Raw genomic sequence first — 22,686 nt, forward strand, 5'->3', positions numbered from 1 at the left:
CTAATTATACATTCACAGCAGTTTGTAAACGTGAAGAAAAGCTGTTGAAATTGATTTGTTCCGTATCTTTTTTAAATAACTCAAATTCAGCAGATGACATATTCTTTACCGGTAACCGAAACTCACCGCAATCTATGCCAATCAGTTTCATATATGCTTTCCCGGTTGCAATGCCCCCGTACTTACCGAGTAAACGAATCATATCAATTGACAGCTGCTGCAGGCTATTTGCTTTTTGCAGATCGCCTTTGTTAAATGCATCGATCAGTTCGTAATACAAAGGTGCAGCATAATTGAATGTACTTCCGACTGATGCTTTTGTTCCGAGTGCTAAAGCAGGCAGCATGTTTTCATCTCTTCCCCAGAGCATATCATATTTACCGTTGGCAAAGTTGATACAGGAAAGAAAATCCATAAAATCTTCATGCGTGTATTTGATACCGGCAAAATTGGGAATCTTACCATCTATTTCTTTCAGCAAATCAAACATGGGAAAATCAACTCCGGTTAAAACAGGAATATGATAATAATAAAAAGGCAGATCGGGAACAATAGCTGCAACTTCCGCACAAACTTTTCCAAGCATTTCCACATTTGCAGGTTTAAAATAAAAGGGAGCAGTAAATGAAACAGCATCAAGCCCTACCTGCTTTGCATGCAAAGCCAATTCTTTACAATCTGTTATACTGGTGCCGCCGGTTAAAGGCATTACAATAAAATCTGCATCATCTTTCGTACAGGCTGCCCATGCTTCTGCTACAGCTTTCTTTTCAGCTGTTGACATGGAAACTCCTTCACCGGTTGAGCCGCAGATAAAAGCACCTTTTACTTTATTTGCCTTCAGCATTTCATAGTATGCCGGTATTACAGAAAGATTGAGAGATCCATCTCGATGCATTGGTGTAAAAGGAGCAGCAATTAATCCTTCTAACGGTTGAATATTCATAAAATAAATTGATCGTTGGATAATAATAATAATTTTTTAAATCCAGGGGCAGGAATGCCCCCGGTTGATTTCGATTGCTAATGAGAAAAAGTTATTCCTGTTTTAATATACCCTAACAACTTTATGGTATGTCTTTAAAATAATGTGCACAGTTTTGAACAATTTATAATCAGGGTTTTGTAGTTGGATATCCGGGGGTTTGATTCACAAGCGGGTCATTCGTCCATATTGCCGGTTCAATCGGCCATAAAATCTTATACCCCTGTGTAGTTTTATCTAAAACACCATAAGGATGACTGGCGCTTTTAAATACGAGTGGCTCAGTACCATACTTCATTCTTCTTAAATCATGCCAGGCTTTCCCTTCGTAAACAAACTCTTTATTCCGCTCGGTAAATATTGCCAGCTCATTTGCATCCTTCGATGAATTAACAAAAGGAGTTGGATCAGCAGCAGGTGCAAATGCACGGTCTCTGATCTGTTTGATGTAGCTTGATGGATCACCTCCTTCAGCATTTACTATTTCGGCCAGCATTAATATTCTGTCAGCTTCCCTGTAAACTGGCCAGTCATCAGTAAAGTATCTTTTATTGGCACTGAATGTTCCAAGAAATTTAACTAATGCTGTGTTTCTAATTGTTACGGTATCGGGTTTTGCAGGCATTCTTTTTGTTACTTTGTAATAATCATAAAATGTAGCGTCTCTTCTTTTATCTGTTACAGCATACGATTGAAACAATGCAAATGTGTAGCCATAGCGTTGAATAATTTGCTGGGAATTTGTAGCTCCTATATTCAATGGATCAACAAGCAGCGAACCGCTTGCCAATGAATCTTTATAATGAAGATTATCAAAATTGAAAGTTGAATAAGTATATGTTGCAACGTTCCCCATTTCTGCTTCACCGACTAAATAACGAATAGCAAAAATAATTTCATTGTTATTTTTTTGACCATAAGCAAACGCATTGGCAAAACTTGTCTGCAGTGCATTTCCTGTTACAGTGTTTAAAGCAGTTTTCGCCTCAGCCAAATCAGCAGTTGTTCCATATACTTTTGCAGACCATAAGTATACTTCTCCTTTCAGCATGAACGTTGCTTTGGGACTCCAGAGACTTTTATCTGTTGGACTTGCTGCTGTACCAAATGAAGTAACAGACTTATTCACGTCGCTCTTAATAGCGGCTAATACTTCTGCTTCGGTTGATCTTGCTTTACGAAGTGATACCGGATCTGTATTTCCATTCAGCACTTCAGGCTCCAGCCTCAGCGGAACACCACCATAAGTACGAAGTAATTGAAAATAATAGAATGCACGAAGTCCATAAGCCTGTCCTAACAGATACTGTTTTCTTGTTTCAGAAAGGAATGTAATTGCCTCCACTTTTGAAATGAACAAATTGATCTGTAAAATTGGACCATAAAATCCTGCCCAACTGCCCACACCTGCTGAGGTTTCATCAATTCGCTGTTCAATAATCGGCAATTCATTTAAGGAAGTATTCTGGCGGTCTACATTGCTGTAATTGCCCGAACGCATTTCACCTAAACGCAGAAACATAAACTGGTTATCCCGGAATTGTTTATGGATACCTACCATAAAATTATTTACCTGTGATTCATTCTTCCAGAAATTACCATCGCCAAAATAATCTTCCGGGGCCAGTTCAAGTGTTTTTTTGCAGGATGATGATGCAATGGCAATCATCAGCACCCATAATATATATTTAAACTTATTCATGATAAAAGCTTTTTATTTTAATAATTAAAAGGTAAGAGTAGCTCCAAAAACCAACTGGGTGGGTATTGTATAAGCACTGTTTTGAGATCCGGTACGTTCCGGCAAATTCAACTGCTTATTCGTTATATATCCCAGGTTTTGTCCTGTTGCTGTAAGAGTTAATCCTGCTATTTTCGCTTTTTTCAGCAATGAAGACGGCAAAGAATAACTCAGTGAAACCTCTCTGAACGCCAGGTAATTTGATTTTACCCAGAACATGCTGCTTGGCCTGTCGAAATTCTTTGCATTCAACTGATCGGCCCATACATACCTTGGGAATTTTGCATTTGGATTATCCGGCGTCCATGTATCTTTTACAGCATCTGTTGGAGCAAACTCACCCTGCGCATTAGCTAATGCCCATAGCTGCATAAAGTCCTGCTGAACATGTCCCAAACCAAAATCTACCCGTGTAAAAAGAGTGAAACCTTTGAAAGTTAAAGAGGTATTGAAGCCACCTGTCCAACGTGGAATTTGACGGCCAAGCGAAACCATATCTCTTGTATCAATTGTATCATTTTTATCAACGTCTTTCCACCTCATATCACCTAACTGAGTTGACATCCACCCTGCTGCAAATGTTAACCCTCTTTGAGTCATCAATTGCTGACTGGCAACTCTCCTTCCAGCCGAACCATTATACCAAACCTGACCGGCTGCTAAATCTATTTTATTGTAGTTGGCAAGATCATTTGCGTCTCTGATGATTCCTTCACTCACAAAGCCAAATACTTCACCCCACTCCTGGCCTTCCTGGAAGCCGCCTACCCATATAACCTTGCCTGTTTTAGGATCATAAATTTGCTGACCTCCCTGCCTGTTGTTTGCAATGCCATTAAAGGGCAGTTTAAGAATCGTATTCTTATTGCGTGCAGCATTAAAGCCAAACTGCCAGGTCAATTGTTTATTCTGAATTACTTTGTAAGAAACTTCCAGTTCAAGACCCCTGTTTCTCATACTTCCGTTATTGGTACGGATGCTTGAAACGCCTGAAGAAGTAGGTAATAATACACTGGCAATTTTATCGTTTGTAATTCTGTTATAATATGCAACAGACGCATTTATCCTGTTACTCAAAAATCCCATATCAGCTCCAACTTCTACAGTGTTGGTTTTTTCCCATTTCAACTTAGGGTTTGCAACACCGGTTTGCAAAAACCCAATGGTTCCATTGTATGCAGTTTGTGAACCATAGGCCCCTTGTAATTCATAAGTTCCTATACCTCCTACATTACCATTTTCACCCCAACTGCCTCTTAATTTTAAAAACGAAAGCCAGTTTTTGGTTGACTCCAGGAACTTTTCTCTGTGAGCCATCCATCCAACTGAAAAAGCCGGAAAAGTTCCGTATTGATTGTCGCCTATAAGTCTTGAATAACCATCTCTTCTAACAGTGAATGTGGCAAGGTACTTTCCATCATAATCATAATTTAAACGACCAAAACCAGACATAATCCTTTCCCTTGAGTGATACGAATCTGTACCCCTTGTCTGCTGATCAATGTTATTCTGTGTTAATGCTAAATCCTGGAAATCTGCAGTTGGCGCCAGTCTGCCACTTGCTGCAACTCCCTTGTTGTAAGAATCGTAAAATTCAAAACCAGCCATTGCCGCTACACTATGTTTCTCAATGAATGTTTTATCATAATTTATAATGGCATTGTAAGTTTGCCTTATTGTACGGTCAAAAGATGCGGATGTACTTCTGTCTCTGTTCCAACCGGTATTAGGATTGGTTAAACTCATAATTCCGGTACGGAAATCCTGGTTAAACGCTTCATTGAAACCTTCATCGTACATAATAATACCACCCACTTTAAAATATAAATCCTTATTGATATCTGCTCTGAAAGCCTGGTTAAGTGTGAATTTGTCCGATTGATTTTTTCTCTTGTATTTGTCAATGTTAATAATGGGGTTACCATCGCTGGCATCACGGCCCAGAATTAATTCCCCTTTTGAATTAGTACCTCGCATGGTTGGTGGTGCAGAAAGCATACGGCCCCAATAATTTGTTTCACCATTTTGCAGCGATTCATCCCTCCAGTTAGCTACGGCTACCTGGATACTGCTTTCTGATTTAATCCATTGATTAATTTTATAATCACTATTGAATGAAAAATTAATCCTGCGGTAAAAAGTAGCGAGAGACAGTCCACCTTCGTCATAGTAACCTAAATTGGCAAAATACTTTCCTTTGTCGTTACCACCGGTCATTCCAATATTATAGTCCTGTGTTACTGCAGTGTGGTTTAACCCATAATCGCCATAATTAAAATCTTTGTAAATCAAGTCAGCATAAGTTCCGTTAGGGTCATAGTTGCCGGCAGCATTTGTTTTAATTACATCTTTCATTTGTTTCCAGCCTGGCTGACTCAATAATTCCTGGTTAATGGCATCTAAACGCATCACACTCCAGATAGCCCTTGAATCATAATTACCATCAAGAATATTTCCCGATGCATCTTTATAAATATTGCCTGTACCTCTTGGGCCAACGCCGGCAACATTGGTAGCAGCCAATGTGCCATTCTTCATTGCCTGCTCAGCTCCCAAGCGTGCCCACTTTATATAATCACCTCCGTCTACAAAATTATAAGGCACGTTAAGATAGTTATATCCTCTTTTGACTTTTAGAGTAATAGAAGAAGAACCAGCTTTGCCTCTTTTTGATGTTACTAAAATAACACCATTACTTGCTCTTGCACCATATATGGCTGTGGCAGAAGCGTCTTTCAATACTTCAATACTTTCAATCTCTTCCGGATTTATATCACTGAGAGAACCACGAATCTGACCATCCATAATTACCAGCGGGCTTCCTCCTCCATCAAAATTGGTTCCTCCCCTGAGAATAATTGTTGGCAATGATCCCGGCCGGCCTGTACCTGTGGCAACTCTTAAGCCAGGAATAGTTTCCGCCAATGCCTGTGCCGGGTTTGAACGAACACCTGTTTCAAGAAATTTCCTGTCGAGTTTTGAAACAGATGAAGTAAGTTTTGAACGCCTTACTGTGCCATATCCTACCACCACTACTTCTCCCATATTTGATGCAGAAGGAAGTAAGCTGATAGTAAGCACAGCGGCTTCTGAAACCGTGACTTCTTTTGATGTAAATCCAACAGCAGTTATTACAAGTACATCTCCTGTTGCAGCATCAATAGTGAATAGCCCGGAACTATTGGTTTGTGTACCAACATTTTTCCCTTTCACGATAATAGAAACACCTGATAGTGGTGAATTATCCTCCTGGGATACCACACTACCGGTAATTTTTTTTGATTGCGCAATTAATGTTGCAGAAATCATGAAGCAAGTAATCAACAGCCCCAATTTTAAATAAGCAGATCGCATACAGCGTTTTTTTTTAATTTTATGTATTATGTATGACATAATAAAGTTAAATAGTTTTTTCCTTTCCCTCCAAAAAAAAGTAAATATTTTTTAACTTGCTCATAACCAATGATTAATTTATGCTTTTTAGAAATATTTTTATAAATTTGCGTATTAAGTAGTACATAATATGCAAACACAACTCCTGAATGGTCACTTAAAAACAATTGAAACTAGCAGCCTTGTTGATAAGGTTGAAGCCAATCTTGTGGGCCTTTTGCAGCAGCAAAAATTGAAGGTGGGAGACAGCATTCCAAAAGAATTGGAGCTGGCTGAAGCATTGGGTGTAAGCCGAACTGTAATCAGGGAAGCTTTGTTGCGTTTGAGGATGATGGGCTTGATTGAATCGAAAAAGAAAAGAGGTTCAGTAATTACCAGCCCGGATCTTTTTGGGAATATGAGTAAAAGCATGAACCCGCATATTCTTGACCCTGAAACTTTAAAAGAAGTATTTGAAATAAGATTGGTTCTTGAAATCGGGATGGCAGATTTTTTATTCCACCGCATTACAAAAGAAGACATCAAAGAGTTAAGGAAAATTGTAGAGAGTGAACCACCTGTAACACAGTTCCACCTCTTTCATGTTGAACATGAAATTGCCTTCCATGGCAAGCTGTATGAAATAACAGGAAATGAAACGCTTAAGAAATTTCAGAAAATGCTGCTGCCTGTTTTTGATTATGTACATCACAGCGTGCTTTTAAAAAAACAACCGCCGCTTAGAACATTCACTTCACATAAAGAGTTAGTAGACATTCTGGAAAAGGGAACGCCGGAAGAATTCAGGAACGGTATGCGCCATCACCTGGAGAACCACTTCGCCAGATTATTTGAGTAATCAAGAAATATACAAACCCCACCAAGCAAACACATTGAGTGATTGCTATGCTTACGTTAATCAATAGTCAATTACTTTGTAAAATAAAGTGATTACTAATTAATCCTGATCTTAAAAAACTAAGAACTATTTATTAACTTAAGCAACAGAAATACTCTCTAAAGAAAAATCCACTTGTTTTGAGGATATACATCATTTGACTTCAGACCATCTGAACCATAAAATACAAAAAATCACTCGGGAATTAGATAGCGGGAAGCCGATCATATCTACCCTCGAAAATATGATTGAAAACTCGCTGAAAAAGGCTTCAAATATCAATAGAATATGGACTTCCAGCGATACTGAAAACAAAAAGAATTTGTGCAGAATATTGTTTCCCGGTAGCGTTTATTATAATGCAGAAAATCACACTTATCTAACCAGAGAAATGAATAAATATTTTGCCTTTATTACTACGCTATCAAATGATTATGGTGAAAATAAAAAAGAGACTTCATCGAAAATATCGAAAAAGTCTCTTCCTGTACCGGAGAGCAGACTTGAACTGCCGACCTTCGGGTTATGAATCCGATGCTCTAACCAGCTGAGCTACCCCGGCTTTTTAGGGGGGCAAAGATAAGGATTCAAACCGTTTCATGAGCTCTTTATACACAAAAAAACATCCCTCTGCATGGAGGGATGTTTTTGAGATTATTATTTGTAAAAAATGAGTTCTTACTGTTTCAATACCTGGTCAATTACATGCATTACACCGTTGCAGGTAAAAATATTGGCGGGGGATATTTTTGCGAAAAATAAATTCCGGTTTCCCTTTACCCATCCTTTGTTTAAACCCATAATACCGGTAATGTTGTTCTTCGGCGCAGGGGCCATGGTTGCAATTGCTTTGTAATGACCCAGATCCCAGGCAAAATAGCGGCTTTCACTGATATGATACTGAAGGATGTTTGCCAGTGCTGCAAGTTGCGCCGAATCAGTAATAGCTTCAATACCGGCTGCATTGTTAAAAGGTGCGGGCAATTTTGAAAAAGCTGTATTAGTGGGCGCAAAAAGTGTAAAATTTCCGGGTCCAGTGAATGCTCCAAAAAGCCCTGTTTGTATAAGTGCTGCATTCAGTGATGAGTATTCCGGGTAAGTCATTAATACCTGCGCTATGGTTTCAGCAGGCGGAAGCAGCACATCGTCTACTACATGAATAACTGCATTAGAAGCTTTCAGATTTGAACAAAGCACCAGTGATTTGCCATTCAGCAACAGCAAACCAAAACTGTTTGATGTATAAACCAGGTTATCATTCTGGCCTTCTTCAGGTTTGAGCGTAATCGCAGAACTTCTGCCTAACACAAACTGCTGACGCAATTTCTCTGCACCCAGTAAATGATAGAGAATCATATTCCGTAATGCATAGATCGAATCAGGATCAGTTATCCCGGCAATATTTACGGCATTATTAAATGGAGCAGGCAATTTTGAAAAAGCAAAATCAGTTGGTGCAAAAACCGTTGCATCTAAAGTTGAAGCCGATAAGGTTGATGTAAGGTCAGCTTTTGCAACTGCGGCAAGAAATGTTTTAAAAATGGATGGATGCTGTAACACCTGTAATACATTTTTATTTGTACGTGCGGCTACAGATTCTTCCATTATACTGCCGTATTCTTTTTCAAAATTTGCGACAGCTGCCAGTTTTTCAGTTACAAGCTGCTGCGCCTCAGCTAACATAGTTTCTTCTGTTGGTTGCTGCAGTTGAGAATCTTTGCTTTGTTCTTTTTTACAGGAAGTGATTAAGAAGATGCTTACAAAAAGTGTAAGCATTCCTTTTGTGAAATACTTTTTCATAGAATACATTTTAGTGAATAGTGCAAGTGGAATTTCACTGTAAACTATAGAAAATAACAGGCCAAAGTATCAGGAAAAAGATAATCAGGTGGAAAAACATTACTGGCTGTTAAATCCACTTAATAAGTAATCGTACTAATAGCAGTAAGTTCCCTCTTATGAGTTGAGCAATAACCCTATTTTGCTTTTAAGTTTTGCAGCATTCGGCAGCATGACAGCTTCTAACGCCATATTCATTGGTACAGCCGGTAAATTAAGTGCGCCCAATACTTCAACAGGAGCATCGAGCCATTGAAAGCAATTGTAAGTAATTCGGTATGCTAATGCTTCAGCAAAGGAATTGTTCTGTTGCTCTTCAGTTAATACCAGGCAGCGTCCATGTTTTTTCACGGTATTAAAATAAATTCTTCGTCTAAAGGAAATAATGTGCGCAGGTCTATAATTTCTACGGCTCCATCAAAAGATGATGCTGCAGCTTTCGCCCAGTATACACCCATGCCATAAGTAACAATACAACAACTCTCCCCATCGTCAACAACATCTTCATCAGCTTTTAAAGCAATGGTTGCTTTACCTAATGGCAATAGATAATCTCTTGATGGCTCAATTGTTTTTGCATCTTCTGTTCCCGGCACTTTGCTCCAGTATAAACCTTTATGCTCAAGCATTACAACAGGATTGGGATCAAGAAAAGCTGCTTTAATCAAACCCTTCATGTCAGCAGCATTGGAAGGATAAACAATTTTAATTCCTTTTATACTCAGTAAGATTGATTCAATACTTCCACTATGATAAGGACCGCCGCCACCATAAGCACCAACCGGAACACGGATTAAAGTCTGCACAGGAAATTTTCCACAGCTTAAATAAGATGATTTGGAAATTTCTGTTACCAGTTGGTTCAGTCCCGGATAAATATAATCTGCAAACTGAATTTCAACAATTGGTTTTGCCCCCACAGCACTCATTCCAACTGTTGAACCAATGATATATGCTTCCTGTATGGCTGTATTGAATACACGGTGATCACCAAACTGATCACCCAATGTTGCAGCTTCACGAAAAACACCTCCTAACCGTTTACCAACATCCTGCCCGTATAACAATGCTTCCGGGTAATCTTCCATGATTTCACGGATGGCAAACAATGCAGCATCAACCATAACTATTTTTTCCTTTCCTGCAGGTGAACGTTCACCGGTTTCTTCTGTAACAGGAGTTGGTACAAAAACATATTGCTCAACTGTTGAAGGATCAGGCTCTGCTGCAACAGTGGCTTTATTAAATTCTTCTGTGATAAAATATTTTGCAGCAGCATTGATTTCATCCAGTTCCACTTCATTGATTCCTGCGTCTATGCACTGCCGGCACAGTTTTGGAAACGGATCATCAGCCAAAGATTTCTTCAACTCGCTTTCACTTCTGTAAAAATCTTTGCGTACACCGCTGGTATGATGATTTAATAATGGAACATAAGCCTGGATGAGATAAGGTGTTTGGTGTTCTCTTACATAATCCACCACATGCTGCATGGTTTCAAATGATTCTGTAAAATCACTTCCATCACAACGGATTCTTTGCATGCCGGGAAAGCCTCCTGCATATTCATAAGCATCCATTACTCTTGTTTCTTCTGCAGTTGCACTGATACCCCAGCCATTATCCTGTATTAAATAAATAACGGGCAACTTCTTTAACACAGCAAATTGAAAAGCCTCGCTCACTTCGCCTTCTGTAATACTTGCATCACCCAGTGAACAGATAACAACAGGATTTTTTCCATCTGCTGTTTGTTGAAATAATTCCGACTTGATTTGTTTTAAATACTGAAGTCCCTGCGCAATACCTGTTGTTGGTATCACCTGCATACCTGTAGCACTGCTCTGATGAATAATGTTTGGATAATTATCCCCTCTATAATTGGGATGCGAATAATATTCTCTTCCACCGGTAAAAGGATCATCTGCTTTTGCAAGTAATTGCAGCATTAATTCGTAAGGTTGAAAGCCAAGACCAAGCAATAAACTTTCATCCCTGTAATAAGGACTCACCCAGTCAGCAGTGTTTAACTGAAATGCAGTAGCCAGCTGAATTGCTTCATGACCACGGGAAGTGGAATGCACATATTTGCAAATGGAACGGTTGCTTTCATAAATATCTGCCATGTGTTGAGCATAACACATGAGCCGGTAAGCTCTTTGTAAGATTTCCTGATTCAGCATTTGCAAGCAATTAGGATGCAAAATAATAGGAACTGAAATAAAAAAGCCATTCTTATTTAAGAATGGCTCAATTGTATTACTAAATAAACTTATTTCACCTCTACTTCCAGCAGGCTGTAATCTTCAATAAATGCTTCTAACTGATCGCCTACTACACATTCACCTACACCAGCAGGTGTACCGGTAAAAATCAGGTCGCCGATATTCAGTGAAAAGAATTGTGACACATATGCTACAATCTGATCAAAGCTGAACATCATCTGGCTTGAATTTCCCTGCTGTACCAGTTCCTTGTTTTTATACATACAGAAATTAATGTCATGCAGGTTCATGCCCGGTTTAATATCTGTAAACTTCCCGACAGCAGCAGAGTTATCCCATGCTTTTGAAATTTCCCAGGGCAATCCTTTTCTTTCAGCTTTTGCTGAATGTCCCTCGCAGTAAAATCAATTCCTACTGTTATGCCGTTATAATATTTGCTGGCATGTTTTTCCTGGATGTACTTCCCGTTCTTGGAAACACGTAACACCAGTTCCACTTCGTAGTGAAGTTCATTCGTAAATTCAGGATAATAAAAGGGCATGTGCGGTTGCAGAAATGCACTTTTCGGTTTTAGAAAAATAACCGGTTCATCAGGTATGTCGTTGCCGAGTTCCTTGGCATGGTCAACATAGTTACGTCCTACGCAAAAGATTTTCATTTGGTTGATGTGATTTGGTTCAGAAATCAGGTTTGTTATTGGTCTTTAAAAGGACAGTGGATTTATACTGAAACGTATCAAGAGGCAGGATAGCGAAGTTAATGTGAGAAAGTTGAAATTTAAAGTGTTATTTCAATTTTGTTTGCATGGTTCATAGTCCGGTCAATTCCCGATAAAACGAAGCTTTCAATCACTTCTACACAGGCTTCAATTTTCTTTTTTACTAAGGGGGTTTCCTCAGCAGTCCACCGGCCAAGTACGTATTCCACCTGCATGCCTTTCGGATAAGTATTGCCAATTCCAAAACGTAAACGGGGGTATTCACTGGTTTGCAGGATTTCCTGGATGCTTTTTAATCCATTATGCCCGGCATCACTACCGCTGGAACGTAACCGAAGTTTTGACAAAGGAATCGCCAGTTCATCCACAACAACCAGTATATGCTCTACAGTTATTTTTTCTTTGACCATCCAGTATTTCACTGCCTTGCCGCTGAGGTTCATAAAAGTTGATGGAAGAATGCAGATCAGCGTCTTTCCTTTCAGTTTAAACTCCGATACTGCTGCCAAACGATCCATTCTGAAAGAAGCTTTATGCTTTTCGGCTAAGGTTCCTACTACATCAAAGCCGATATTATGCCTTGTGTGAGCATATTCATTTCCCATATTTCCCAGTCCAACGATTAAAAACTTCATATCTGATTCGCCTTAAAAATGAAAGTTAGTAAAAACTAAAATCCCCCTGCCGAAACAGGGGGATAATATATAAAGTAGTTGCAAATAATTACTTCTTGGCTGCTTCTGCCTTTGGAGCTGGAGCTCCTGCTGCGGCTTTTGGTGCAGTTGATTCTTCCTGTTTCAACTGACGGGTTAATACAACCGAAGCAATAGGAATACGTGGTGAGTTCATCACTTCCATATGTTCTTCCTTTACATCTTCCACACGAATGTTCCCATTCAGTTCAAGTGGGGAAAGATCTACTTCAATTGATTCCTTCAGGTATTTAGGAAGGGCTTTAATTTTCAGTGATTTGATTTTGGTAATCAGTTTACCGCCATCTTTTACACCTTTAGCAGTTCCTGTAAATCTTAATGGAATAGTAGCAATGACTTTTTTATCATCTACCAGTTCCAGCAAATCCACATGTGCCAGGGCATCAGATACTTTGTCGAATTGCAAATCCTTTAAAATTGTTCTGTAGCTTTTTCCATCTACGATCACTTCTGCAATCTGGAAATCAGGTGTGTAAACCAAAGTTTTAAATGCTTTGGCGGGAGCGTAGAAGTTAACTTCTGCTGAGCCTCCGTAAATTACACCAGGCACCATTTCCTGAGAGCGAAGTTGACGGGCGGCTTTCTTCCCGTTTTCGGTCCTCAAGTGACCCTCAATTGTAATTGTTGTTTTCATTCTTATTTAAATTTAAAAATTTACTTACTTGTTTTTGCTATCCCTTCTTTGCGCATGGATAAACAAACTGGTGATACTCTTGTTTTCAAAAGCATTTCTTAATGCTACTCCAAACAACTCTGCCACACTCAGTACTTTAATTTTTCCGCTTTGCTGTTTGATTGGAATCGTATCACAAACAACCAGTTCTTCCAGCACACTGTTTTCTATGTTCTCGTATGCTTTGCCACTCAGCACTGGGTGAGTTATCAGTGCTCTTACACTTCTTGCACCTTTTTCTTTTAAAAGAGCTGCCGACTTTACCAAGGTTCCGCCGGTGTCGCATATATCATCAATCAACACAATATCCCTGCCTGTTACATCCCCTATTACCACCATACTGGCAATTTCATTTGCCCGCTTACGGTGCTTATCACAAATCACCATTTCAACCTCGAAATAACTGGCAATTTCCCTGATCCTGTTGGCACTTCCTACGTCGGGGGCCGCAAAGGTAAGGTTTTCAAGCTTTAAACTCTCTATGTAAGGGATAAAAATGGACGAAGATTCAAGGTGATCAACCGGTATATCAAAGTACCCCTGAATCTGGGCAGCATGTAAATCCATGGTAATGACCCTGCTCGCCCCAGCTGCTTCGAGCATATTGGCAATCAATTTCGACCCAATTGCCACCCTCGGCTTATCCTTTCTGTCCTGACGGGCATATCCAAAATAAGGAATGACCGGGATAACCTTATAAGCCGATGCTCTTTTTGCTGCATCAATCATCAGCAGCAGTTCCAGGATATTTTCGGCCGGAGAAAAGGTACTCTGCACCAGGAAAACAATATCGCCCCTGATACTTTCCTGGAACATGGGCTGAATTTCGCCATCACTGAAACGCTGTGTAATACATTTTCCTAAAGGGATGCCAAATTTTTTGGCAATTTTTTCAGCAAGGTAAATGGAAGCCGTACCTGAAAAAATCTTGGCAGATGGATTGACCATTATAACTGTTTAAAAAGAGGTGAAAATTTGCGGCGAAGATAAGCGTTCTGTGTTTCCGCTATTGAGCAAACAATTCACTGCTTTTCAACAATTGAAAAGAGAAAAAAATAAACAGGAGATTTTTTTTACTGCTGAATATTCGCCAGAGTTACAATGCTCTGTGTTTTGGACTGCTCCTTCTTTGCATCTGAAACCGATTCTGACTTATCCTTAGGTTTCACAATGTGAACACTAAGCGACATCAGGAAAATAATAGAGAAAAGAAGGTTGCCAAGAATAAGTAATGATAGTGCTGATGAACGGAGGAAGCCTCCCATTGTTTGATAGTTTTGGTTCATTGGGTTGTGGTTTTGGGATATTGGTAAAGTGAAAATAAGGCATTATTTTGAAACATGCAAGAAAATAGAAAAAGTATAAAGGACTGGGCTGAAGACGACAGACCAAGAGAAAAGCTCCTGAGTAAAGGAACGGAAGCCCTCAGCAATTCTGAGTTGATTGCAATTTTAATTGGATCAGGTACCAAAACAAAATCGGCAGTTGATGTAGCCAAAGAGGTTTTGAACCGTGCCAAAGACAACCTGAATGAACTGGGAAAACTCAGTATAAAAGAACTGATGAAAACCGATGGAATTGGTGAGGCACGAGCTATAACCATAGCAGCTGCTTTAGAATTAGGCAGGCGAAGACAGGCAACGGAATCACAAAAACAGGTGGTCAAAAACAGTGCAGATATTGCCCATTACCTACAGGCCCAGTTAAAAGATAAACAGCATGAAGTATTTGCAGTAGCTTTTTTGAACAGGGCGAATAAAATAAATCATATTGAAATTGTAAGTGAAGGCGGCATTACAGGAACTGTGGCTGACCCACGAATCATTCTGAAAAAAGCACTGGAGCATAATGCTGTAAACATTGTGTTGTGCCATAATCATCCCTCGGGAAGTTTACAACCAAGCAGGGCTGATGAAGTTTTAACCAAAAAAATAAAAGAAGCAGCCATGCTTTTGGATATGACCGTTGTTGATCATATTATTGTAAGTGAAGATGGTTATTACAGTTTTGCTGATGAGGGAATATTGTAAAGCATTATTTTGAAAACAGGTAAACTATATTATATGCAATCAAACCGCAGAAGTTTTCTTTCCAAACTAAGCATAGCGCTTTTTTCTATAACAGGATTATCCTCTTTTAAAAACAATCAAACCAACAGGCAATTGAAAAATATTTTTATCCATCATGTTTATTTCTGGCTGAAAAATCCAGAGAGCATTGAAGACAGCAATAAATTAGCAGAAGGCCTTTTAAAACTTTCGGAAGTGAAAACCATTCAGAGGTTTCATATAGGTAAACCTGCTGATACAAACAGGGATGTAATTGAAAGAGGTTATGCCTTATCCTGGTTTGTTGAATTTAAAAACCCTGCAGAGCAGGCAAGTTACCAGACCGACCCTATCCATTTAAAATTTATTGCAGACTACTCACACTTATGGAGCAAAGTGATTGTGTATGATTCTGTAGACAAATAATAACATCATCTTCCTGAAACAAAAAAGCCCCCCGGTAAACCGGGAGGCTCTGAATCAATTGATCATTATTAAAACGGAAGATCATCTGCAACATCACTCGCAACAGGTGGCTCATTCATTGATTGAGGCGCTGATGAAGATGTCCCTGAGCTATATCCGCCTCCGCCACCTTCAGAAGGCCGGCTTCCTAATAACTGTACTGTTTGTACTCTTAATGAAAGTGAAGCCCCGCTTTTACCATCCTGTGTCTGGTAAGTTCGAACTTCAGGAGCACCTTCTACATAAACCTGTGTTCCTTTTTTAAGATAAGGAGCAAGACCGGTTCTGTCGCTCCAGTAAGCACAATCAACCCAAATTGTTTTTTCACGTTGTGCGCCGCTGCTGTCTTTAAACTTTTCAGTATGTGCAACTGTAAAATTCATCACATTCTTTCCATTCACTGTGTTCATCACACAATCCTTTCCGAGGTTTCCAATGACTTGTAACTTGATCATAATTTCGTGTTTAGTGCTGAATAAAATATTTAAGCTGCCAAAATACAGGTTTTTGGTTGAATATTTCTAATCCTTTATCAAGGTATTTTTAACCCGCCGATTTGTCTTAAATTTGCAGCTTGCCTTTTTGTAAAAGGCCAGTAACAAATCAATGAATCATGAGCCGTAAAGGAAAAGTTTTAGTAGCAATGAGTGGCGGTATCGACAGTACCGTTACGGCTCTCATGTTACATCATGAGGGATATGAAGTGGTGGGCATTACCATGAAAACATGGGACTATGCCAGCAGTGGAACAGGCGCCCAGGGAAAGAAAGAAACAGGCTGTTGCAACCTTGATAGTTTTAATGATGCCCGTGCAGCGGCTGTACAGCATGGGTTTCCCCATTATATTCTTGACATAAGGGATGAGTTTGGCGATTTTGTAGTAGAGAATTTTGTAGAAGAATATCTGAATGGCCGCACACCCAACCCCTGTGTACTTTGCAATACGCATATTAAATGGCGTGCCCTGTTAAAAAGAGCCGATGCCATGAACTGTGATTTTATTGCCACCGGGCATTATGCAAAAGTTCATCAGCATGAAAATGGCCGGTACTTCATCAGTAAAGGTGTAGATGAAACAAAAGATCAGAGTTATGTTTTGTGGGGGTTACAGCAGGATTTGCTGAAGCGTACATTACTGCCATTAGGCGGCTACCGCAAAACAGAAATCAGGCAGATGGCATTTGATTATGGCTATCCTGAACTGGCGAAAAAAGCAGAGAGTTATGAAATCTGTTTTGTACCCGATAATGATTACCGTGGTTTCTTAAAACGCAAAGTGGAAGGACTGGAAGAAAGAGTGAATGGCGGAAACTTTGTTGATAAATCAGGAAAGATTCTTGGCCAGCATAAAGGCTATCCTTTCTATACCATTGGACAAAGAAAGGGGCTCGACATTACTTTCGGCAAACCGGTTTTTGTAACAGAAATTGTTCCCGAAACCAATACCGTTGTTCTCGGCGACGAAGAAGACCTCAACAAAATGGAAATGAAAGTGGGCAAGATCAACCTGCTGAAGTATGACCTGCTTACACCTGGTATGGAAGCCGTTACCAAGATCAGGTATAAAGACAAAGGCACATTATCCAACCTGTTTCCGAACCAGGATGGAACCGTGAGCATCCGGTTTTATGAAGATGCCAAAGGTATTGCCCCCGGCCAGAGTGCTGTGTTTTATGAAGGTGATGATGTGATTGGCGGTGGAATTATCATGCGTCAGCCCATTATCTGATACAATGAATAAAACATATTGTGGAAGCTCAAACAACTGATAATCTTGGCCGTGCAGCCTGGCGGGTAAGAACTTATATCAATGATTCATCAGCTTCTGGCCCTTGGGTTACGAGCGGCGTTTACATTGTTACCCCGCTTGATAAACGGGTTGAAGTAAATGAAAACAACCTGCGGGTTATTAAAATTCAGCTGCCTGCAAAAGAAGGCTTCAGTTGGAAAGGGAATACCTACTTACCCAACCGGCCTTACAATCCAGATTACCCCATCAGCATTGATGGCAATATGAGTTTATGGGATTTTACTTACGAAACAATTGACGGAACTGAACGTATTGGAACAGTTGATATGGACAGTGTAACAACCATCAAACATATTGATGAATCAGAAAACTATCCCATTATAAAAGATACTTCCTTTGCTTCCCGTGAATTTTCACTGGAAAAATATGCACGAAATCTTGGCCTTGTTTACAGGGAATTTGAGTTATGGGAAAATCAGCCCCGCCCTAAAACGGTTAAAACGGGATTTCCTCCCAGGGATACCATTGTGTATGATCCTGTACGTATAGGCTTTGCCGTAAAGATGTGGATAGTCGACAAAAATTAAATCTTATTTTGCTGCATCAATCAATACCATGCAAAAAATATTTCTTTTGTTTTGTTTGATGTTTTCTTTCCTGGTGCATGGCAGAGCTCAGTCAACCAAACATGTTGTTTTTTTTAAGGAAAAGAACGAAACTCCGTTTACATTAAATAATCCATCCGCTTATTTATCTGCTCGTGCTGTTGAAAGAAGAACCAGATACAGTATTAACATCGACAGTACTGATCTTCCAGTTATTTCAAGATATATTGACAGTGTTCTTAAAGCAGGAACAGTTACTTTACTTGGCAGATCAAGATGGCTGAATGCAGTAATCATTCAAACAAGTGATGCAGCAGCTATTGCAAAAATCAATTCTTTCCCGTTTGTAAAATCATTTACATCTGTTGCGTTACTAAAAAACAATACGATTACCCCGGATAAATTTGCTGCATTACCTGCACCTCCTGCTGCTGTTACACCTAACCGTGTAGAAAAAATTTATGCTGATACATTTAATTATGGCTCATCACTAAACCAGGTAAAAATTCATAAGGGAGAATTTCTGCATAATATAGGCGCAAGAGGACAGGGAATGATCATGGCTTTTTTGGATGCCGGTTTCTTTGGTTACCAAACCAACCAGTTTTTTGACAGTGCCCGTGCAAGAAACCAATTCCTCGGCACCTGGGATTTTGTACAGAACAATGCAAGCGTTAATGAAGATGACTCACACGGCATGCAATGTTTTTCCACTGTAGCATCTTATCGTCCGGGAGTATTTATCGGCAGTTCACCTGAAGCCAAATATTTTTTGCTACGTACAGAAGATGCACCTACAGAACAGATCATTGAAGAATACAACTGGGCCCTTGCGGCAGAATATGCAGACAGTGCAGGTGTTGATGTAATTTCCTGTTCGCTTGGTTACACTACGTTCGATAATGCAACATTCAATCACAGCTATGCTGATATGAATGGTAACACAACCGTTATAACACGTATGGCTGACATGGCTGCAAAAAAAGGAATGCTGGTAGTGAACAGCGCAGGAAATGAAGGTGATGATCCCTGGAAATATATTGGTGCTCCTGCAGATGGAGACAGTGTGTTAAGTGTAGGTGCTGTGAACAGCAGTGGATTGATTGCCGGATTCTCTAGCTTTGGACCAACAAGTGACGGACAAATAAAACCGGATGTGGTTTCTGTGGGTGCAGGCACAACCGTATCATCCATTGGTGGAACAGCTTCAACAAACAGCGGCACATCTTTTTCGGGCCCCAATATGGCCGGACTTGCCACCTGCCTCTGGCAACTATTTCCTGAATTTAATAACTGGAAGATCATCACTACACTCCGCAAAAGCAGTGATCGGTTTGAAACTCCTGCTGTACAATACGGGTATGGTTTACCCAATATGAAAAAAGCAGTTGGTTTTTTATTGGGGGATCTTTCAACGATGAATGCATCGGTTACAAATTGTACAACAAACATCAGCTGGAGCAGCAAGGATATTAAAACCATGCGTTATGATATTGAACGGAAACTTCCCGGTGAAACAGCTTATACAAAGATCAAAACCGTTGCAGCTAAAGGAACAGTTTTCAGCAATCAAACTTATCAGCTGTCAGATGTGATCACCAGCAGTGCTGCAGGGAATGTGAGTTACCGCATTAAACAGGTGATTGATACAAGCACCGCAACATTCGATGAATATGCCATTGACTCTGCAACCATTTCTCTTACATCAGTTTGCTCAACAAACAATCCAGATCAGAACTTAATTCAGTTGTTTCCCAATCCTGTTCAAACAACATTGTCATTGAAATTTGCTGAGCTGAACAGTATGTCCAATCTTACAATACAGGTATATAACCGGCAGGGCAGCTCGTATTGAAACAGGATTACAGCAAACCAAGCGGCACAATTACTCACACAATTCCCGTTGCCCGTTTAGCCAAAGGAGATTATATTCTTGTAATAAGAAAGGATGGAAAGAAATATGCCGCTAAAGAATTTCTGAAACTGTAGGCCTCACCCTCGTTCCCTCTCCAAAAGAGAGGGAGGCCAAACAGCAACTCTCTATTTATAATAAGTAATTAAGCATTTCAACTGCATCACTATTGTTTTGCAAATTCATTCAACTATTATTTTACAGCTTAAGAGTCCTTCTTTTTCAACAAAGCAGCAAACATCGTATCTGCTTTTACATCATACCCCTTTAATACACTCATTTCAACAAGTTCCATTTGTAAATTCTCCTGCACAAAAGAAATAATTTCTTCGTTTTCTTTTTTAAATACTGAACAGGTGATATATAAAAGGTATCCGTTTGCCCGGATGTAAGGAGCAATATTCGTTACAATCTTTTTTTGAAGTGATGCGTATTCTTCAATTTTCTTTGAATTAAAAAAATGCAATTGTTCCGGAGTTCTTCCCCATGTACCTGAGCCGCTGCAGGGAACATCAGCAATCATTAAATCATAAGCTGAGTGATGTGATACAAATGATGAATCACTCAAATCAGCAACAAAGCTGTTATACTTTTTGATTCCAGCTTCAGTAAAACGGTTTTGCAGATTTGTAAGAATGGAATTGCGGATATCTGATACAGTTAATTCAATACCTGGCATCAGGTCATAAGCCATCATCGATTTTCCGCCACTTGCTGCACAGCAATCCCATATCCTGAGCGGAGTCGAAGGATTGGGAAAAGAGTTTCGAGCGAAGTCGAGAAATTCGCCAACTCGCTGCGAACTGTAATCCTGTACCACCGCTTCTTTATCGAGCAGAATAACTTCTTCAATCTTTGTTGCATTGGGTAATGCAATACAGCTTTCACCAATTAATTCAAAAGAAAGAGCTGCAGCTTTTAATTTGCTGATTACTTTTTCCTTTTGTCCCGGCCTGATTCGTAAAAAAAGAGCTGGCTGCATGAAATGACTTTCAGCAAAAGTGTTTACATCAATCCCATCGCTCAGCTCTGCAGCAAAAGGAAACAGCTGAGTATGATCGAAAGGATAATTGATCAATGACAATTTCTCTTCAACACTGAGGTTTACTTTCTCATTCCATTCAGGCTTCAGGTTTGCAAGTACATTATTTGATTCTGTTGAGCAGAGAAAAACAGCAATCAGAATTTTTTCTTCCACAGCAACTGATGCAAATGCTTTTCCCAAGCGAAAAAAACTATAGCAAAGATGGGCGATCTGTTTACGGTCTTTACTTCCGAATTTCTTATTGGCACCAAAATGTTTTTTGAGATAAGTAGCCAAAGGTTCGCCGCCGGTATAAGCCAACAGGATTTCTTTAGATGAATTAATATATGAATGATACCTGCTCATGTCTGCAAAGGAAAGGAATAAATAATGTACTGTGCTTTAAATTAAAAGAGCATTCCTTTCGGAACGCTCTTTTAAAAATATTTGCAATAAGAAATAAATTAAAGTTCCAGCAGAGTTTTTACCGGATCTTTTCCAAAGAGTAACAGTTCAGGGTTTTCCAGCAGTTCTTTTACTCTCACTAAAAAGCTCACACTCTCTCTTCCATCAATTATTCTGTGATCATAACTTAATGCTAAATACATCATGGGGCGAACAACTACCTGCCCGTTTACAGCCATTGGCCGTTCCTGAATTTTATGCATACCCAGGATAGCACTCTGCGGCAGATTAATAATCGGTGTGCTCATCAAAGAACCAAAGACTCCACCATTGGTAATGGTGAACGTACCACCAGTTAATTCTTCCATTGTTAATTTATTATCTCTTGCTTTTCCTGCAAGCTCAACTACTTTCTTTTCTACATCAGCCATACTCAGGCTTTCCACATTACGGATAACAGGAACTGTTAAACCACGTGGTGTTGATACAGCAATGGAAATATCAGCATAATCATGATAGATCAGTTCTTCTGCATCAATGTATGCATTTACGGAAGGCCATTCACTTAAAGCAATGGCACATGCTTTTGTAAAGAAACTCATGAAACCAAGATTAACGCCATGCAGTTCTTTAAACTTGTCCTTATACTTTGTACGTATTTCCATGATTCGGCCCATATCCACTTCATTGAAAGTAGTTAACATGGCCGTTGTATTCTTGCTCTCCACCAATCTTCTGCTGATGGTTTTACGCAGGTTACTCATTTTTTCCCTGCGCACATTGCGGCTGTTGATTTCAGCTCCTTTGAATTGAATTTTTCCGGGATTAGATATTGCCTGTAACACATCATCTTTCATAATTTTTCCGCCACTTCCTGATGGCGTGATGGATTGCGGATCAACTTTTTTGTCAGCAATAATTGCTGCAGCAACAGGTGATGCTTTGATATCATTTGGAACAGCAGTAACAGGAGCAGCTGATGTTTCCGGTTTGGAAGCAGATGCAGCCGTTTCTTTCTTTTCTTCAACTGCAGGAGCACCTTCCGGCTTTGCAGCAGTTTCATCAATCTGGCAAACAACATCACCGATGTTAATGGTATCACCTTCTGCTGCGCCTTGTTTTAAAATGCCTGCTTTTTCTGCGTTGATTTCAAAGGTTGCTTTTTCACTTTCCAGTTCTGCAATCACTTCATCTCTTTCAACCCATGCACCATCGGCCTTTGTCCATTTTAATAAGGTTACTTCACTGATGGACTCTCCTACTACGGGAACTTTTATATCAATCATAATAATCCTGTTTCTATTTCTGAATAA

18 protein-coding genes, 1 tRNA gene and 2 pseudogenes are annotated in these 22,686 nt (G+C 39.6%); 7 read left to right on the plus strand and 14 right to left on the minus strand.

Going from position 1 to position 22,686, the window contains the following annotated elements; all coding sequences use genetic code 11:
- Positions 1 to 4: 4 nt before the first annotated feature.
- The 3 genes from IPK31_01050 to IPK31_01060 form a co-directional block, all read right to left on the minus strand.
- Positions 5 to 946: a dihydrodipicolinate synthase family protein gene (locus tag IPK31_01050; protein ID MBK8086673.1), complete on the minus strand. Its 942-nt coding sequence runs from the start codon at positions 944 to 946 to the stop codon at positions 5 to 7.
- A gap of 169 nt (positions 947 to 1,115) precedes the next feature.
- A complete protein-coding gene (locus IPK31_01055; GenBank protein ID MBK8086674.1) occupies positions 1,116 to 2,690 on the minus strand; it encodes a RagB/SusD family nutrient uptake outer membrane protein in 1,575 nt (524 codons plus the stop codon).
- A gap of 21 nt (positions 2,691 to 2,711) precedes the next feature.
- Complete coding sequence (locus IPK31_01060) at positions 2,712 to 6,080, minus strand: SusC/RagA family TonB-linked outer membrane protein (protein MBK8086675.1); 3,369 nt, start codon at positions 6,078 to 6,080, stop codon at positions 2,712 to 2,714.
- A gap of 169 nt (positions 6,081 to 6,249) precedes the next feature.
- Here IPK31_01060 and IPK31_01065 point away from each other — a divergent pair, with 169 nt between their 5' ends.
- Positions 6,250 to 6,957 (plus strand): FadR family transcriptional regulator, encoded by a 708-nt coding sequence (locus tag IPK31_01065; GenBank protein ID MBK8086676.1) that lies wholly within the window; start codon positions 6,250 to 6,252, stop codon positions 6,955 to 6,957.
- Positions 6,958 to 7,484: 527 nt separating this feature from the next.
- Here IPK31_01065 and IPK31_01070 read toward each other — a convergent pair.
- From IPK31_01070 to IPK31_01105, 8 genes and pseudogenes are all read right to left on the minus strand, one after another.
- Positions 7,485 to 7,558: transfer RNA gene (locus IPK31_01070), tRNA-Met, on the minus strand.
- A 116-nt stretch (positions 7,559 to 7,674) separates the two neighbouring features.
- Complete coding sequence (locus IPK31_01075; GenBank protein ID MBK8086677.1) at positions 7,675 to 8,796, minus strand: fasciclin domain-containing protein; 1,122 nt, start codon at positions 8,794 to 8,796, stop codon at positions 7,675 to 7,677.
- Between the two features lie 156 nt (positions 8,797 to 8,952).
- Positions 8,953 to 11,018: pseudogene (locus IPK31_01080) on the minus strand (tungsten formylmethanofuran dehydrogenase).
- A gap of 89 nt (positions 11,019 to 11,107) precedes the next feature.
- A pseudogene (locus IPK31_01085) lies at positions 11,108 to 11,718 on the minus strand (fumarylacetoacetate hydrolase family protein).
- A 119-nt stretch (positions 11,719 to 11,837) separates the two neighbouring features.
- Positions 11,838 to 12,413, minus strand: a complete 576-nt coding sequence (locus IPK31_01090; GenBank protein ID MBK8086678.1) for an aminoacyl-tRNA hydrolase — start codon at positions 12,411 to 12,413, stop codon at positions 11,838 to 11,840.
- A gap of 88 nt (positions 12,414 to 12,501) precedes the next feature.
- On the minus strand, positions 12,502 to 13,125 hold the full coding sequence (locus IPK31_01095) for a 50S ribosomal protein L25 (protein ID MBK8086679.1): 624 nt from the start codon (positions 13,123 to 13,125) through the stop codon (positions 12,502 to 12,504).
- A 24-nt stretch (positions 13,126 to 13,149) separates the two neighbouring features.
- Entirely contained in the window at positions 13,150 to 14,112 is a 963-nt protein-coding gene (locus IPK31_01100) for a ribose-phosphate pyrophosphokinase (GenBank protein MBK8086680.1), read from the minus strand.
- Positions 14,113 to 14,237: 125 nt separating this feature from the next.
- Positions 14,238 to 14,450, minus strand: a complete 213-nt coding sequence (locus tag IPK31_01105) for a hypothetical protein (GenBank protein ID MBK8086681.1) — start codon at positions 14,448 to 14,450, stop codon at positions 14,238 to 14,240.
- 54 nt (positions 14,451 to 14,504) lie between these two features.
- Here IPK31_01105 and radC point away from each other — a divergent pair, with 54 nt between their 5' ends.
- Both radC and IPK31_01115 read left to right on the plus strand, forming a co-directional pair.
- Positions 14,505 to 15,194 (plus strand): DNA repair protein RadC, encoded by a 690-nt coding sequence (gene radC / locus IPK31_01110; GenBank protein ID MBK8086682.1) that lies wholly within the window; start codon positions 14,505 to 14,507, stop codon positions 15,192 to 15,194.
- 33 nt (positions 15,195 to 15,227) lie between these two features.
- Positions 15,228 to 15,638, plus strand: a complete 411-nt coding sequence (locus IPK31_01115) for a Dabb family protein (GenBank protein MBK8086683.1) — start codon at positions 15,228 to 15,230, stop codon at positions 15,636 to 15,638.
- A gap of 68 nt (positions 15,639 to 15,706) precedes the next feature.
- Here IPK31_01115 and IPK31_01120 read toward each other — a convergent pair whose 3' ends face one another.
- The gene (locus tag IPK31_01120) at positions 15,707 to 16,132 is read right to left on the minus strand and encodes a single-stranded DNA-binding protein (protein ID MBK8086684.1); all 426 of its coding nucleotides are present in this window, start codon (positions 16,130 to 16,132) and stop codon (positions 15,707 to 15,709) included.
- Between the two features lie 158 nt (positions 16,133 to 16,290).
- Here IPK31_01120 and mnmA point away from each other — a divergent pair, with 158 nt between their 5' ends.
- Genes mnmA through IPK31_01140 form a run of 4 tightly spaced genes read left to right on the plus strand, consistent with a single transcriptional unit; the run spans position 16,291 to position 20,021 of the window.
- On the plus strand, positions 16,291 to 17,406 hold the full coding sequence (gene mnmA / locus IPK31_01125; protein MBK8086685.1) for a tRNA 2-thiouridine(34) synthase MnmA: 1,116 nt from the start codon (positions 16,291 to 16,293) through the stop codon (positions 17,404 to 17,406).
- A 20-nt stretch (positions 17,407 to 17,426) separates the two neighbouring features.
- A complete protein-coding gene (locus IPK31_01130; GenBank protein MBK8086686.1) occupies positions 17,427 to 18,014 on the plus strand; it encodes a hypothetical protein in 588 nt (195 codons plus the stop codon).
- A gap of 28 nt (positions 18,015 to 18,042) precedes the next feature.
- Positions 18,043 to 19,887 carry a S8 family serine peptidase gene (locus IPK31_01135; GenBank protein MBK8086687.1) on the plus strand — a complete coding sequence of 615 codons (1,845 nt, stop codon included), beginning with the start codon at positions 18,043 to 18,045 and terminating at the stop codon, positions 19,885 to 19,887.
- Entirely contained in the window at positions 19,884 to 20,021 is a 138-nt protein-coding gene (locus tag IPK31_01140; GenBank protein MBK8086688.1) for a hypothetical protein, read from the plus strand. The genes IPK31_01135 and IPK31_01140 overlap by 4 nt, the downstream gene beginning before the upstream one ends.
- A gap of 128 nt (positions 20,022 to 20,149) precedes the next feature.
- Here IPK31_01140 and IPK31_01145 read toward each other — a convergent pair whose 3' ends face one another.
- Positions 20,150 to 21,334, minus strand: coding sequence for an Fmu (Sun) domain-containing protein (locus IPK31_01145; protein ID MBK8086689.1), 1,185 nt, complete (start codon positions 21,332 to 21,334; stop codon positions 20,150 to 20,152).
- 98 nt (positions 21,335 to 21,432) lie between these two features.
- Positions 21,433 to 22,659, minus strand: a complete 1,227-nt coding sequence (odhB, locus tag IPK31_01150; GenBank protein MBK8086690.1) for a 2-oxoglutarate dehydrogenase complex dihydrolipoyllysine-residue succinyltransferase — start codon at positions 22,657 to 22,659, stop codon at positions 21,433 to 21,435.
- Between the last annotated feature and the right edge of the window lie 27 nt (positions 22,660 to 22,686).

The sequence above is a fragment of the Chitinophagaceae bacterium genome (genome assembly GCA_016713085.1).
Taxonomy (GTDB): domain Bacteria; phylum Bacteroidota; class Bacteroidia; order Chitinophagales; family Chitinophagaceae; genus Lacibacter.